General features: G+C 63.2%; 17 protein-coding genes. 10 read left to right on the plus strand and 7 right to left on the minus strand.

The window, feature by feature from the left end:
• The first annotated feature begins 31 nt into the window (after positions 1–31).
• From V8Z78_RS17190 to V8Z78_RS17200, 3 genes are all read left to right on the plus strand, one after another.
• Positions 32–958, plus strand: coding sequence for a LysR family transcriptional regulator (locus V8Z78_RS17190; RefSeq protein ID WP_034362359.1), 927 nt, complete (start codon positions 32–34; stop codon positions 956–958).
• Positions 959–1,045: 87 nt separating this feature from the next.
• Complete coding sequence (locus tag V8Z78_RS17195) at positions 1,046–1,234, plus strand: hypothetical protein (protein WP_349731789.1); 189 nt, start codon at positions 1,046–1,048, stop codon at positions 1,232–1,234.
• A gap of 2 nt (positions 1,235–1,236) precedes the next feature.
• Positions 1,237–1,416: a hypothetical protein gene (locus V8Z78_RS17200; protein WP_349731790.1), complete on the plus strand. Its 180-nt coding sequence runs from the start codon at positions 1,237–1,239 to the stop codon at positions 1,414–1,416.
• 20 nt (positions 1,417–1,436) lie between these two features.
• Here the strand turns inward: V8Z78_RS17200 and V8Z78_RS17205 are convergent, their stop codons facing one another.
• Both V8Z78_RS17205 and V8Z78_RS17210 read right to left on the minus strand, forming a co-directional pair.
• Entirely contained in the window at positions 1,437–2,918 is a 1,482-nt protein-coding gene (locus tag V8Z78_RS17205) for a SulP family inorganic anion transporter (protein ID WP_134737341.1), read from the minus strand.
• Between the two features lie 91 nt (positions 2,919–3,009).
• Positions 3,010–3,459 carry a MaoC family dehydratase gene (locus V8Z78_RS17210; RefSeq protein ID WP_003065763.1) on the minus strand — a complete coding sequence of 150 codons (450 nt, stop codon included), beginning with the start codon at positions 3,457–3,459 and terminating at the stop codon, positions 3,010–3,012.
• A gap of 98 nt (positions 3,460–3,557) precedes the next feature.
• Between V8Z78_RS17210 and V8Z78_RS17215 the strand changes: the two genes are divergently transcribed.
• Positions 3,558–3,959, plus strand: a complete 402-nt coding sequence (locus V8Z78_RS17215) for a hypothetical protein (protein WP_003065765.1) — start codon at positions 3,558–3,560, stop codon at positions 3,957–3,959.
• A 153-nt stretch (positions 3,960–4,112) separates the two neighbouring features.
• Here the strand turns inward: V8Z78_RS17215 and panC are convergent, their stop codons facing one another.
• Together panC and panB are read right to left on the minus strand one after the other, a co-directional pair.
• The gene (panC, locus tag V8Z78_RS17220) at positions 4,113–4,952 is read right to left on the minus strand and encodes a pantoate--beta-alanine ligase (protein WP_003065767.1); all 840 of its coding nucleotides are present in this window, start codon (positions 4,950–4,952) and stop codon (positions 4,113–4,115) included.
• 40 nt (positions 4,953–4,992) lie between these two features.
• Positions 4,993–5,862, minus strand: coding sequence for a 3-methyl-2-oxobutanoate hydroxymethyltransferase (panB, locus tag V8Z78_RS17225; protein ID WP_003065769.1), 870 nt, complete (start codon positions 5,860–5,862; stop codon positions 4,993–4,995).
• 205 nt (positions 5,863–6,067) lie between these two features.
• Between panB and V8Z78_RS17230 the strand changes: the two genes are divergently transcribed.
• From V8Z78_RS17230 to yiaA, 6 genes are all read left to right on the plus strand, one after another.
• The gene (locus tag V8Z78_RS17230; RefSeq protein WP_039049688.1) at positions 6,068–6,802 is read left to right on the plus strand and encodes a Crp/Fnr family transcriptional regulator; all 735 of its coding nucleotides are present in this window, start codon (positions 6,068–6,070) and stop codon (positions 6,800–6,802) included.
• Positions 6,803–6,931: 129 nt separating this feature from the next.
• Positions 6,932–7,231 (plus strand): DUF4148 domain-containing protein, encoded by a 300-nt coding sequence (locus V8Z78_RS17235; protein WP_003065771.1) that lies wholly within the window; start codon positions 6,932–6,934, stop codon positions 7,229–7,231.
• A gap of 163 nt (positions 7,232–7,394) precedes the next feature.
• Positions 7,395–8,579, plus strand: a complete 1,185-nt coding sequence (gene pabB, locus V8Z78_RS17240; RefSeq protein ID WP_280042061.1) for an aminodeoxychorismate synthase component I — start codon at positions 7,395–7,397, stop codon at positions 8,577–8,579.
• Positions 8,576–9,208, plus strand: coding sequence for an aminotransferase class IV (locus V8Z78_RS17245; protein WP_003065776.1), 633 nt, complete (start codon positions 8,576–8,578; stop codon positions 9,206–9,208). The genes pabB and V8Z78_RS17245 overlap by 4 nt, the downstream gene beginning before the upstream one ends.
• A 49-nt stretch (positions 9,209–9,257) precedes the next feature.
• A complete protein-coding gene (locus V8Z78_RS17250; RefSeq protein ID WP_003065778.1) occupies positions 9,258–9,830 on the plus strand; it encodes a DUF4274 domain-containing protein in 573 nt (190 codons plus the stop codon).
• A 253-nt stretch (positions 9,831–10,083) separates the two neighbouring features.
• Positions 10,084–10,602, plus strand: coding sequence for an inner membrane protein YiaA (gene yiaA / locus V8Z78_RS17255; RefSeq protein WP_003065781.1), 519 nt, complete (start codon positions 10,084–10,086; stop codon positions 10,600–10,602).
• A gap of 26 nt (positions 10,603–10,628) precedes the next feature.
• Here yiaA and V8Z78_RS17260 read toward each other — a convergent pair whose 3' ends face one another.
• From V8Z78_RS17260 to panD, 3 genes are all read right to left on the minus strand, one after another.
• Positions 10,629–11,312 (minus strand): tRNA-uridine aminocarboxypropyltransferase, encoded by a 684-nt coding sequence (locus V8Z78_RS17260; protein ID WP_046462223.1) that lies wholly within the window; start codon positions 11,310–11,312, stop codon positions 10,629–10,631.
• A gap of 121 nt (positions 11,313–11,433) precedes the next feature.
• Positions 11,434–11,799 (minus strand): 5-carboxymethyl-2-hydroxymuconate Delta-isomerase, encoded by a 366-nt coding sequence (locus V8Z78_RS17265; RefSeq protein ID WP_003065785.1) that lies wholly within the window; start codon positions 11,797–11,799, stop codon positions 11,434–11,436.
• A gap of 38 nt (positions 11,800–11,837) precedes the next feature.
• The gene (gene panD / locus V8Z78_RS17270) at positions 11,838–12,218 is read right to left on the minus strand and encodes an aspartate 1-decarboxylase (RefSeq protein ID WP_003065787.1); all 381 of its coding nucleotides are present in this window, start codon (positions 12,216–12,218) and stop codon (positions 11,838–11,840) included.
• Positions 12,219–12,416: the final 198 nt, after the last annotated feature.

Raw genomic sequence — 12,416 nt, forward strand, 5'->3', positions numbered from 1 at the left:
GAAGATCATTCAATATTGATATGCTTTGGGCATGACTGATTCAGAAGCTTCTCAGCGCATCACCCACCGTCATATCGAGGTGTTCCGTGCCGTCATGACGGCCGGCAGCGTCACGGGCGCGGCGCAGCTGCTCTATACCTCCCAGCCCACGGTCAGCCGCGAGCTGGCGCGCATGGAGCAACTGCTGGGCTATGCACTGTTCGAGCGCGTGCAGGGCCGGCTGCGCGCCAATGCGCGGGCCTTGCTGCTGTGGGACGAGGTGCGGCGCAGCTGGCAGGGCCTGGAGCGCGTGATCGACCGCGCCGTGGAGCTGGGACGCCCGCAGGGCGCGAGCATCAGCGTGCTGTGCCTGCCGGCACTCAGCCACGCCTTGCTGCCGGGCGCGCTGGCGCGTCTGCAGGTCAGTCATGGCGCCGTGGCCGTGAGCGTGAGCACCCAGGAGGCACCGCTGCTGCAGGAATGGATGGCGGCCCAGCGCTTCGATCTGGGCCTGTCCGAGCTGGCCGAGGCGCCGCCGGGCACGCGTAGCCAGCCCTTGCCGGCCATGGACGAGGTAGCCGTGCTGCCTGCCGGCCATGCGCTGGCGCAGAAGGCGCTGCTGAGCGAGCGGGACTTTGAGGGCGAATCCTTCATCAGCCTGGCGCGCGACGACCCCTACCGGGCCCAGATCGATGCGGTGTTCGCCCGTGCCGGCGTACAGCGCCGGCTGAGCCTGGAGACCGCCAGCGCCGTTGCCGTCTGCGCCATGGTCCAGCATGGCCTGGGTCTGGCCATCGTCAACCCGCTGACTGCGCGGGCCTGCGCCGGCCCGCAGCTGGTGGTGCGGCCGCTGGCGTTCTCGATAGCGTTCCAGGTGCATATGCTGCTGCCGCTGCACCGGCCTGCCGATGCGGGCCTGCCCTGGCTGACGGCGGCACTGGAGCAGGAGGCACTCAGCCTGCTTGGGCACAGGCGCTGAATTCGGCGATAGGGCTTTCGCAGGTGAGCTTGCGCAAACTTCTATGTTGCAGTGCACAATAAAACGCCTGAATGCAAGGAGTTACACATGCCTGAATCCGCCATCCCCCACCGCACTGCCAGCGAACTGCTGGACATCAGCATGGCCGTGCCTCAGGTCATCAACCACCGGCTCACGCGCATGGCCCTCAGCGGTCCGGTGCTCTCTGCGCGCGACCAGAAGGAGTTCACGCGCATGGTGGTGGAAAAGCAGGTCGCCTTCAGCAGGCCTGGCTGACCATGGGGGCCGAAATGTTCAAGGTGCAGCAGCAACTGTGTCTGGCCTGGATGCGCAACCCCTGGACCATGAGCCAGAAGCTGCCCGTGGCGGCCGACAAGGTGGCGGCCAGAAGCCTGGCGCCGATTCGCCGCAAGGCCGTGGCCAATGCCAAGCGCCTGTCGCAGACCAGCCTGAAATAAGCGGCCACCAGCCGCCAAACCTAGACCCTGATGCGTTCTATCAGTCGTTGACTGGCCTCGTCCAGCCCCGTCAGCTCCACGCGGCAGCCATGCTGGCGCAGGCGCTCCATCACCTTATCCAGCGCGCCCACGGCAGTGATGTCCCAGAAATGAGCGCCACTTACATCGATGCGGGCCTGCCTGCCGGCCGCGGCACGCACGTCGAAGGCTTCGATCAGCGCATCGGCCGAGGCAAAAAACACCTGGCCGCTCACCGTCCAGGTATAGAGTCCGCCGGCCTCGTCCAGGCTGCCCCGGACCTGCAGCATATGGGCCACCTTGAAGGTGAAGAACACGCCCGAGAGCAGCACGCCTGCCACCACGCCGGCGGCCAGATTGTGGGTGGCGATGGTGATGACCACCGTCACCAGCATCACCGAGCTGGACAGACGCGGGTGGCGCACCAGATTGCCCAGCGACTTCCAGTCGAAGGTCGAGACCGACACCATGACCATGATGGCCACCAGAGCAATCACCGGTACCCGCGACACCCAGGGCTTGAGGGCGACCATGAGAATCAGCAGAAACACCCCGGCAAACAGGGTGGACAGACGACCGCGGCCGCCGTATTTCACGTTGCCCACGGCTTGGCCGATCATGCCGCAGCCCGCAATGCCGCCGAACAGGCTGGCCGAGACATTGGCCAGGCCCAGGCCCGTGCATTCGCGGCTCTTGTTGCTGGGCGTGCCCGTCAGGTCGTCCACCACGGCGGCTGTGAGCACCGACTCCAGCAGACCCACCATGGCAATCGCCAGGGCCGGCAGGGCGATGATGCGTAGCGTCTCCAGGCTCGCGGGGATTTCGGGCAGTGCAAACAGCGGCAGGCTGTCCGGCAGATGACCCAGATCGGCCACGGTCTTGAGGGGCAGGCCCATGAAGCTGGCGAGCAGCGTCAGCACCAGCACGCAGATCAGTGGTGAGGGAATGGCGCCCAGCGCCTTGAGCTGCACTCTCTGTCCCAGCCAGGGCAGGCCGTAGATCAGGGCCAGGCCCAGGGCCAGCATGGCCCAGGTGGCGGTGTTGGCGCCCTGCAGATGCGGCAACTGGGCTGAAAAGATCAGAATGGCCAGCGCGTTGACAAAACCCGTGCGCACCGAACTGGAGACAAAGCGCACCAGGCTGCCCATCTTGCACAGGCCGAAAGCGATCTGCATGACGCCGGCCAGCAAGCCTGCGGCCAGCAGATATGGCAGACCATGCGATGCGACCAGCGGAGCCGCCACCAGGGCCACCGAGCCGGCCGCTGCCGAGACCATGGCCGGACGTGCGCCGAACACGGCAATCACGATGCTGATGATGAAGGAGGCATACAGCCCCACGGCCGGGTCCACACCCGCGACAAAGGAAAAGGCAATGACCTCGGGAATCAGCGCAAACGTGGCGACGGCGCCGGCCAGCAGCTCACGCGGCACGCTGGGCGCCCATTCGGCGCGCCATCGGCTCAGAGAAAAATGGGGATTCATATCGCAGCAGCAAGTGATGCGCTGCCTGTATAGAGCAGGCAGCGCCGGTGGGCGATATTAAGCAGTGCCCAGGACTTTTGCTGCGCAAGGGTCAGGCCGGGCGCTTGAAGCACACCATCTTGGGCCTGAAGCGCTGCAGCACCTCGCCGCGCTGGTTTTTGGTGTGGGAGAGCACGCGCACCAGGGCCCGGTTGAGTTTGGACTGGGAAGGAATGATCTCCACGATTTCCGACTCGACCTGCAGCACGTCACCAGGGCGTGTGGGCTGGGGCCAGGCCAGCTCTTCCATGCCGCCGCCGATCACGCCGTCGGCCAGGGGAATGCTTTGCGTCACCAGCAGCATGCTGATGGAGGCCGTATGCCAGCCGCTGGCGGCCAGGCCCTGGAAGAAGGTGTGCTTGGCGGCTTCGGGGTCGAGGTGAAAGACCTGGGGATCGAACTGCCTGGCATAGGCAATGATTTGCGCCTCATCCAGCGGGTAGCCTTCGCTGACGAACTTCTGGCCCACGTACAGATCATCGAGATACAGTTTTTCGCTCATTTGGCTCCTCGTTCCTTCTTGTGTGGAGTAGCCGACAGTATGCGCGGCAGCGGCCCTGGCCGCTGTTGCCAAGGTGCCAGAGCGCTATGCTCGGGCCCATGAATTTCGAGTTTGAAGATTCCGAGGTCGCCGCAATCAGCCTGCAGAACGGCGCATTGCAGATCCGCTTTTCCGCTGCCCGTGTGCTTGACGGTGACCGAGCCGGGGCCGGGGAGGGCCTGTGGCAGCCGATGCTATTGATATGCAAGCAAACTGCGCAGGCTGACAAAGTGCCGGAGGCCGATTTGGCGCGAATCCTGGCCGCCGTGGGCCGTGTCCGGCAAGCGCAGCTGCATATTGCTGGTCAGCGCCTGCGCAGCCTGCCCCTGCCTTTTGTCAGCGATGCCGATTTTGTGCTGGAGCTGGAAATGGGCAGCGGCCTGTTCTGCCGGCTCAATGGGCAGGGACTTGAGCTGCAGCCTCTGCCCGGTCGGTCATCGACGGACTCCTACCAGTGCTGAGAGCGCTACTCGCCTCTGCATTGGTCTTGATGCCTGACGCTGGCGGGGCCTGAATCAGAGACACGAGGCAAGGGCCTGATCCTGGGTTGGCCGCGCCGCAGCGGGTGTGCTGCCCGCTGCCCACATGCCTCGCCACAAAGCGCCTAAGAAGGCCTAGAACTCCAGGTTGTCTATGAGCCGGGTGCTACCCAGGCGTGCCGCGCCCAGGGCCACCAACTCGCCGCTGCGCGCATCGACAGGTGTCTGCAGATCGCTGCGCTGGCGCACGCTCAGATAGTCGGGCTCCCAGCCCTTGGCGCGCAGCGCGGCCATGGCCTGCGCTTCGAGATCGGCCAGATTGCCGCCCTGGCGTGCGGCATCGGCCAGTGCCTTGAGCGCCTGCGACAGCGCCATGGCCTGCACACGCTGCTCATCGCTGAGGTAGCCGTTGCGCGAGCTCAGGGCCAGGCCGCTGTCGGCGCGTGCCGTGGCGCAGCCGATGATCTCTATGGGTAGGGCGAACTGCTGCACCATGCGGCGGATCACCATCAACTGCTGATAGTCCTTCTGCCCGAAAACGGCCGTGCCGCCGCCCGTGGTGGCAAACACGGCCTGGAACAGCTTCATGACCACGGTGCAGACGCCGGTGAAGAAGCCGGGGCGGAAGTGCCCTTCCAGAATGTCGGCCAGCTGCGCATCGGGCTGGACCTTGAAGGTCTGCGGCTCGGGGTAGAGGTCTTTCTCCCTGGGGGCGAAGACGATGTCGCAGCCCTCGGCTTCCAGCTTGGCGCAGTCGGCATCGAAGGTGCGCGGGTAGCTGTCGAAATCTTCGTGAGGCAGAAACTGCAGGCGGTTCACGAAGATGCTGGCCACGGTCACATCGCCATGCTGGCGGGCCTGGCGCACCAGGGAGAGATGGCCTTCGTGCAGATTGCCCATGGTGGGCACAAAAGCAGGGCGGCCGCGACCGGCCAGGGCGGCGCGCAGGTCGGCGATGGTGTGAACGATTTGCATGACTCAAACAGTGGGGGAAAACAAAAACAAAAGCCCGGACTCACCAGGCGTGCAGGGCATTGTCGGGGAAGCTGCCATTCTTGACGGCCTGCACATAGGCTTCCATGGCGCCCTTGACGCTGCCTGCATCAGCCATGAAGTTGTGCACGAACCTGGCCATCTTGCCCAGGTTCACGCCCAGCATGTCGTGCAGCACCAGAACCTGGCCGGCCGTGCCATTGCCCGCGCCAATGCCTATGGTGTGGCACAGCGGCAGCTCTTCGGTCAGTTGGGCGGACAGGGCTGCGGGCACCATCTCCAGCACCAGCATGGCGGCCCCGGCGTCCTGCAACTCCAGCGCATGCTGGCGCAGCGTAGCGGCGGCCTGCTCGTCCTTGCCCTGGACGCGGTAGCCGCCCAGTGCATGCACGGTCTGCGGCGTCAGTCCCAGGTGGGCGCAGACGGGCACGCCGCGATCGACGAGAAAGCGCACGGTGGGTGCGGTCCAGCCACCGCCTTCGAGCTTGACCATATGGGCGCCGGCCTGCATCAGCTGGCAGGCGCTGCGCATGGCCTGTTCGGGACTTTCGGCATAGCTGCCGTAGGGCATGTCGGCAATCACCCAGGCTGTGGCCTGGGCGCGATGCAGGCCGCGCGTGACGCTGGCCGTGTGATAGGCCATATCCTGAAGCGTCACGCCCACGGTGCTGTGTAGGCCCTGGCAGACCATGCCCAGCGAGTCGCCGACCAGGATGCACTCCACCCCGGCCGCGTCGGCCACGGCGGCAAAAGTGGCGTCATAGGCCGTCAGCATGGTGATTTTTTCACCGGCCGCGCGCATCTGAGCCAGGCGCGGCAGGCTGACGGGGCGGCGCTGGGGCTGGGGCGAAGAGGGGGGGATGGTGCCGTAAGGCGTGCCGGTTGCGGTCATGGGATGTCTCCTGGTCTTGTCTATGGCTGGGCCCCGCAGAAAAGCCTGCAGGCAAATTTGCCCGCGAGTCTATGCGATGCTGCGCTGCAGCGCCACGTTAAAAAAGGGTATGGCTGCTGTCGGCCACCTTACTATGCTGTGTGGCCCATACATTGCATGGCCCTGCGTTCAGCGGCCTTCCATTTCTTTTTGCACAAGGTGGTTCATGTCCATGCTCGAGTCCCCGCAGCCCTCGGTTTCAGCGCCTGTGTCAGCCGTTGCCTGGCAGGGGCTGCGCAACGTGAGCTGGCTGGAGTCGCTTTCCGACGAGAGGCTGTCCGTGCTGGCGGGGCAATGCCTTTGGCACCGGCTGGAGTCGGGACAGGTGCTGCACGGGGCCTATACCGATGAGCGCATGTACATGCTGATCAACGGCCAGCTCAGTGTCGGCAGCTACAGCACCAGCGGGCGGGCCATGATTCTGGGTTATCTGGAGCCCGGTTTCTTTTTTGGTGCTTTCGCGCCCAAGCCTCTGGTCAGGCATGTGTCCGTGCAGGTGCAGGCCACGCATGAAAGCCTGGTGGCATCGCTTTCCAGTGCAGAACTCGAAGCATTGATCATGAGCGATGTTCTGGTCATGCGGGCCGTGGTCCAGCGGCTCAGCGAGCTGGCCGGGGTGCTGGCGCGGCGTGTGGTCAGCCTGGGAACCCTCACGGTGCGGGGCCGCCTGCATGCCCAGTTGCTGGAGCGGGCCGAGATGGCGGGAATCGAGAACGACGAGGCCCTGCTGTCGCCGGCTCCACGCCAGAACGATCTGGCCTTGATGCTAGGCACCAGCCGCGAAGAAGTCGCACGCGAGATGTCGCGGCTCACGCGCCTGGGCCTGCTCAGACGTGAAGGGCGCAATCTGCGTCTTTGCCGCGTCGATGGCCTGCGGCTGCTGCTCGAAGAAGCGCATTGATTTCGCAATGTGAAATGATTTTTTGCGTGAGAAAACGCACAGACGGCCCGTGGGGGCAGGGCGCATAGTTCAGTCGTGCAGTACGCGGCAGGTCTTCTTTCCGCTGCTGCGCCGTTGAAAGGATTGAAAATGCGCTCCCTCACCCGTTTGTTGACCGCAGCTGTGCTGACCGCCAGCGCCGCGGTTGCCATGGCTCAAGACCTCCCCCAAACTTCCGTAACCGCCAGCAAAAGTCGTGCCGAAGTGATGGCCGACCTTGAGATGTACCAGCGTGCAGGTCTGGGCTATATGCCCACGCCTGCGGCTTATGTCGAAACAGAATTCAGCACCGAGTACCGCAAGGCTTATGCCGAATACCAGCGTCTGCTGGCCAGCCCCGCCTACACGGCTGCCGTGGCCAAGTACCAGTCGCAGCTGGGCGGCAAGTAACAGAGTTCTCTCTTAGCCATCCGACAGAGGTGGCCCATTGGTGGATGCGCGCTGAGGGATTCCTTCAGCGCGTTTTTTTTATGCCGGCAATGCCAGGCTGATGGATATAGCAAGTTTGATAGCATTCGGCGCATATTGATAGTGTGCTTGCAGGTGATCTGACTTGAAAACCGTTCTTGATTTCACCGCTCCCTGGCAGACGGGTGCTGCCCGTTTGCAGCATGGCTTTGACGAGCCCGAGCGCATATTGCAAGCCCATGCTCCCGAGGATGTGCCTGCCGTGCTGGAAGTCGTGCAGCAGGCCGCCGAGCAAGGCCTGTGGTGCGTGGGCTGGCTGGCCTATGAGGCGGCCAGCGGGTTTGATCGCGCCTATGCCGAGGCCGTGCATAGGAACTCCGCTGGCCAGCCGCTGGCCTGGTTCGGCCTGCATCGCGCGCCGCTGGCGGCCTGCGGGCAGAACTCGCCCGTGCCTTCTGCGGCAATACATTGGCAGACGGCTCTGAGCCGCGAACAGTTCGATGCCCATGTGGCGCGCATTCATGCGGCCATCGCTGCGGGCGACTGCTATCAGATCAATTACACGGCCCCCTTGACTGCAGAGCTATCGGGTGAGAAAGAGTCCGACACTTCCGCCCTGGCTCAAGAGCTGTTTGCAAGGCTGCAGCGGGCCCAGCCCGGAGGCTATGCAGCATTGGTCGATTGCGGCGACATGCAGGTGCTGTCGCTGTCCCCGGAGTTGTTTTTCGACTGGGACGGCGAGCGGATTCTGACCCGCCCCATGAAGGGCACGGCGGCGCGCGGCAGGACCCCCGAAGCCGATGCGAAGGCCGCGCAAACCATGCGCGAGTCGGCCAAGGAGCGGGCCGAGAACGTGATGATCGTGGACTTGCTGCGCAACGATCTGTCACGCATAGCCGTGCCGCACAGCGTGAAAGTGCCACAGCTGTTTCAGGTCCAGGCACTGCCGGCCGTCTGGCAGATGACCTCGGATGTGGTGGCACGCACGCGCCCGGATGTGCGGCTGGTGGATGTATTCGGGGCGCTGTTCCCTTGCGGCTCGATCACCGGGGCGCCCAAGCGCCAGGCCATGCGCCTGATTCGCGAGCTGGAGCCCGAGCCTCGTGGCGTCTATTGCGGTGCGCTGGGCGTGGTGCGACCCGGGGCCAAGCCGGGGAGTATTCACGCAACTTTCAATGTTCCCATTCGCACCGTGGTGCTCAGGAATGGGCGCCTGAGCTGCGGCGTAGGCAGCGGTATCACGGCCAGCGCCAATGCGGCCGATGAATGGATGGAATGGCAACACAAGCAGGCTTTTCTGAAGGTGCTTGAGCAAGGTGTTGGAGCATGAACACGAATCTTGAGATCCTCGAAACCCTGGCGCTCAAGGATGGCCGCTGGCAGAACTGGGCCTTGCATTGGGCGCGCCTGCAGATCACTGCGCAGCATTTTCGCTATCCCTTGATGCAGATGCAGCTGGAGTCCGATATGGAGCGCATGGCCAGGCAGACTCATGCCATGGGCGACTGGCGCGTGCGGCTGGCGCTTTCGATCACCGGTGAAGTGCAGATCACGGCCGAGCCCTTGCCGCCCACGGTCCAGCCGGTGGCGCTGCAGCTGGCGCATCAACCCATTGCAAGCGCGGTGGCGCATAGCGATGTGGTGCGTTTCAAAACCTCGGTACGTCAGCATTACGACGCTTTCAAGCCCCAGAGCGCCGGCATTTTCGATATCGTGCTTTTCAACGAGGACGGTCAGATCACCGAAGGCACGCGCGGCAATATTGCCGTGCAGCTCGATGGGCGCTGGGTCACCCCGCCGCTGCAATGCGGGCTGCTGCCGGGCGTGGGGCGGGCACTGGCCCTGTCCCAAGGCCGGCTGACAGAGCAGGTGGTGACGCTGCAAGAGGCAAGCCATGCCAGCGGCTGGGCCTTTATCAATAGCCTGCGTGGCTGGCTGGATGCTCGTTTGATCGCCTAGGCCTGGTTTGTTATCGTGCGGATGTAAGCAACCTGGAGGAGTCTCAGCCATGGATGACGACGACTTTGATGCCCTGTATCTGGACCTGATGAAGGAATTCCTGGCCACTGCCACGCCCCTTCAGTGGCTGGCCGTGGTCACCACCATGAACTACGACAACGGCAGTGCGTTGCCCGACTGGATCAGCAAGCATCCCAAGCTGGAGCCGGCCGTTGCCAAGGCCTTGTACTGGTATCAGCAGCCGGGCTACTTCCAGCACTATGCTTCGCAGGACAAGGTTCCCAGCATCAACCGCTCAGGCTGGGCCCGTGTGCAGGCGCTGAGCCAGCGCTTTGAACAGGGCAATCTTGCTCCGGCCACCATTGGCTGGGATCCGGCCAACGATCTGGCTTCGCCCACGGGCAATGAAAAGCATCCTGGCTATGACTGGACCAGCGAAGCCGTCAAGGGCGATGAAGCCAAATGGCAGATTCCGGCCATCATGCTGCAGGCCGTGCCCGGCGAGCAACCCGATATCTATGCCTATGTCGACGAGCACGGCTGGGAAGACGGCATGCCGCCCCATGTCCAGGAGGAGCTCAATGCCGCCATGGATGGAGATGAAGTCGAGGATGAGGATTAGCGCCTGCGCGCCCGGTTGTTGCGCTCACGCAGGCCTATGCTTAGGGCAACTGCAGCGCATGAAGCGGCAGATGGCCGTGCTCGGGATGAAGCCGCTGCCGCCGGGGGTCGTAGCCGGGGCGGTTCAGGCAAGCCAGTGGCTGATGAGTGAAACAGCTCCTTGGGTATCTTTTGGCGATACCTTGTGAAGAAACTCTTGGCTTGAGAGAATGGATTTTCTACTATCCGTTCACCACAACTTTCGAGACAAGCTCATGAACTCTCAAGCTGTCACCAGCCACAAGCCTTCAACCGCCTTTGTCGGCGCATCCTGGGCCGCCTTGCTGCTGGGTGTCGTAGCCTTCATGGCCGGGCTGTGGAATGCAGCCATGCAGCTCAACGAGAAAGGCTTTTACTTTGCCGTGCTGGTGCTGGGCCTGTACTCGGCCATCTCGCTGCAGAAAACCGTGCGCGACAAGCTCGAAGGCGTTGCCGTGACCGGCATTTACTACGGCATCAGCTGGGTGGCGCTGATCATCGCGGTGCTGCTTCTGGGCACAGGTCTCTTCAACGCCACGTTGCAACTCAGCGAAAAAGGGTTCTATGCCATGGCTTTTGCACTGGCTCTGTTCGGTGCGATTGCCGTGCAGAAAAACACCCGCGACAGCCTGAGCGCCGACGACGGGGCAGCAGAGCGCAAGCGCGGCAAGAGCGAGCGCAGCGGCCCCGCTCTGGTGGTGACTGATCCTGCCAAGCCTGCCGATGTGCCTGAGCAGGTGGTCAACAACCGCTGAGTCGAAAGCCGTTTGACGGCTGAACATCAGGCGCTCCTTTGGGGCGCCTGATTGCGTTGGCGCAGCTGCAGTTGCTGCGTCACAAACTGCTTGAAGACTTCATGCAGTGTTGCATTGGCTGACCCATCTGCTGTCCAGTTGTGCAGCTGTGCCAGGGCCTGGGCCGCTGCCTCGAAGCTGGAGAGCTGCCCTGGCAGATGGGCCTTGCGGATGGCGTAACCGGAGTCCTCCACATTTTGGAGGGGCAGGCGCGGCAGGGCTTGCAGAGCAGGATTGAGATAGAGCATCTTGCGGCTTTTGCGCCAGGTGCCGTCGATGACCACCAGCCGAAGGCGCTCTGGCGGCTGCGGCCAGGGCAAGGGTAGGGGGCTGGCCGCAGCCAGCTCCAGGGCGGCATCCTGCTCTGCGGTATCGGGGTAGAGCAGCAGGCTGTGGCGTGGCGCACCATCGGTATCGGCCCAACTGGTCCAGCTTCCATGGAGAGCGGCTTCCAGCTCGGCGGCATCGAATTCCTCGCCCACCATCACCCGGCTATGCGGCAGACACAGATGCAGCAAATGCCCCGTGCCCTTGGCTTCATGCACTTCCATGGGATGCATGAGGATCAGCACTTCGGCCTGATGCGCGACCGCCTGGGCCAGCGAGCAGATGCAGGTGCGCAGTGCTCGGTGACAGTGGGGGCAGCGGGGGCGAGAGTCAGGTCTGCTCATGATTCAAGAGCTGTTTGTGCCTTTGGAGAAGGCAAGGCGATTTTTATTCAGGCCGATGTCCCTGAAACAGCAACGCCCGCAAGCATGGGCTGCGGGCGCTGTTGCGGGAGTCGTGAAGGACTTAGAGGCGACCCTTGAAGTAGGTGGCCTTGTCCATATCGGATACGTCCACGCTCAGCTGCACCATCACATCGGCAGGCTGGGGCACGAGGCGGCGCAGGACTTCGGCAATGCCGTCCGACATCTGCTTCTTGGCTTCGGTGCTGCGGCCTGCCATCAGCTGCAGGTGTACATGGACAAAGCCGCGCTTTTCGGGCTGGGTGCCGATATAGACATGGTCCATGTTCAGGCGGGCAATACGGGCCTTCACATCGGCTTCATCGAGAACGGAGGGATGGGAGCAGACCACTGCGTTGATGTCGCGCATCAGCTCGCGCTCGTTCAGGCCGGTCAGGTTGTCGGTGTATTCAATATGCAGATGAGGCATGGAGTTCTCTCGCTCGGTGTTGGAGGCAAAAGCCGTTTTTACAGCATCTGGGTGGGCACTTTGTGGCGCAGCTCGACCTGTTTGTTGCTGTCGTCCACAAAGACCAGCTGGGGCTGGTGCTCGGCCACATCGCTTTCATGAACCTGGGCGAAGGCGGCAATGATGAGCAGATCGCCCACGCTGGCGCGGCGGGCAGCCGAACCGTTGACGGAAATCATGCCCGAGCCGCGCTCGCCCTTGATGGCATAGGTCACGAAGCGCTCTCCGTTGTCGATATTCCAGATATGGACCTGTTCGTTTTCAGCAATGTTGGCGGCATCCAGCAGATCCTCGTCGATGGCGCAGGAGCCTTCGTAGTGCAGCTCGCATTGCGTGGTCTTGACGCGGTGGATCTTGGATTTGAGCAGGGTGCGGAACATGGTTGTCTCTCTGGGGCGCTTTGCGCGTTGCTGGAATGGGGCAGGCCTGTGCTTGCGAAAAATCACGCAAGTCTAAATGCGATCGGTAAAACCCATGTAGTTCATTGAGGGCATTGACAGGGAAATGCGGCGCCTGCGCATTCTCGATGTCGATAGTTCTGCCAACCGCTGATGTAGGACGATGTGACGATTGTGGTT

Origin of the sequence: Comamonas sp. wu1-DMT (genome assembly GCF_040187805.1) — a bacterium.
Lineage (GTDB): Bacteria > Pseudomonadota > Gammaproteobacteria > Burkholderiales > Burkholderiaceae_C > Comamonas > Comamonas thiooxydans.

Coding starts and splice junctions, on each gene's coding strand:
- panC (WP_003065767.1), bottom strand. CDS start 4,952: ATGCAAATCGTTCACACCATCGCCGACCTGCGCGCCGCCCTGGCCGGT.
- V8Z78_RS17265 (WP_003065785.1), bottom strand. CDS start 11,799: ATGCCTCATCTGCATATTGAATACACCGACAACCTGACCGGCCTGAAC.
- V8Z78_RS17215 (WP_003065765.1), top strand. CDS start 3,558: ATGAATTTCGAGTTTGAAGATTCCGAGGTCGCCGCAATCAGCCTGCAG.
- V8Z78_RS17250 (WP_003065778.1), top strand. CDS start 9,258: ATGGATGACGACGACTTTGATGCCCTGTATCTGGACCTGATGAAGGAA.
- panB (WP_003065769.1), bottom strand. CDS start 5,862: ATGACCGCAACCGGCACGCCTTACGGCACCATCCCCCCCTCTTCGCCC.
- V8Z78_RS17205 (WP_134737341.1), bottom strand. CDS start 2,918: ATGAATCCCCATTTTTCTCTGAGCCGATGGCGCGCCGAATGGGCGCCC.
- yiaA (WP_003065781.1), top strand. CDS start 10,084: ATGAACTCTCAAGCTGTCACCAGCCACAAGCCTTCAACCGCCTTTGTC.
- V8Z78_RS17235 (WP_003065771.1), top strand. CDS start 6,932: ATGCGCTCCCTCACCCGTTTGTTGACCGCAGCTGTGCTGACCGCCAGC.
- V8Z78_RS17190 (WP_034362359.1), top strand. CDS start 32: ATGACTGATTCAGAAGCTTCTCAGCGCATCACCCACCGTCATATCGAG.
- V8Z78_RS17245 (WP_003065776.1), top strand. CDS start 8,576: ATGAACACGAATCTTGAGATCCTCGAAACCCTGGCGCTCAAGGATGGC.
- V8Z78_RS17200 (WP_349731790.1), top strand. CDS start 1,237: ATGGGGGCCGAAATGTTCAAGGTGCAGCAGCAACTGTGTCTGGCCTGG.
- V8Z78_RS17260 (WP_046462223.1), bottom strand. CDS start 11,312: ATGAGCAGACCTGACTCTCGCCCCCGCTGCCCCCACTGTCACCGAGCA.
- panD (WP_003065787.1), bottom strand. CDS start 12,218: ATGTTCCGCACCCTGCTCAAATCCAAGATCCACCGCGTCAAGACCACG.
- V8Z78_RS17195 (WP_349731789.1), top strand. CDS start 1,046: ATGCCTGAATCCGCCATCCCCCACCGCACTGCCAGCGAACTGCTGGAC.
- V8Z78_RS17230 (WP_039049688.1), top strand. CDS start 6,068: ATGTCCATGCTCGAGTCCCCGCAGCCCTCGGTTTCAGCGCCTGTGTCA.
- V8Z78_RS17210 (WP_003065763.1), bottom strand. CDS start 3,459: ATGAGCGAAAAACTGTATCTCGATGATCTGTACGTGGGCCAGAAGTTC.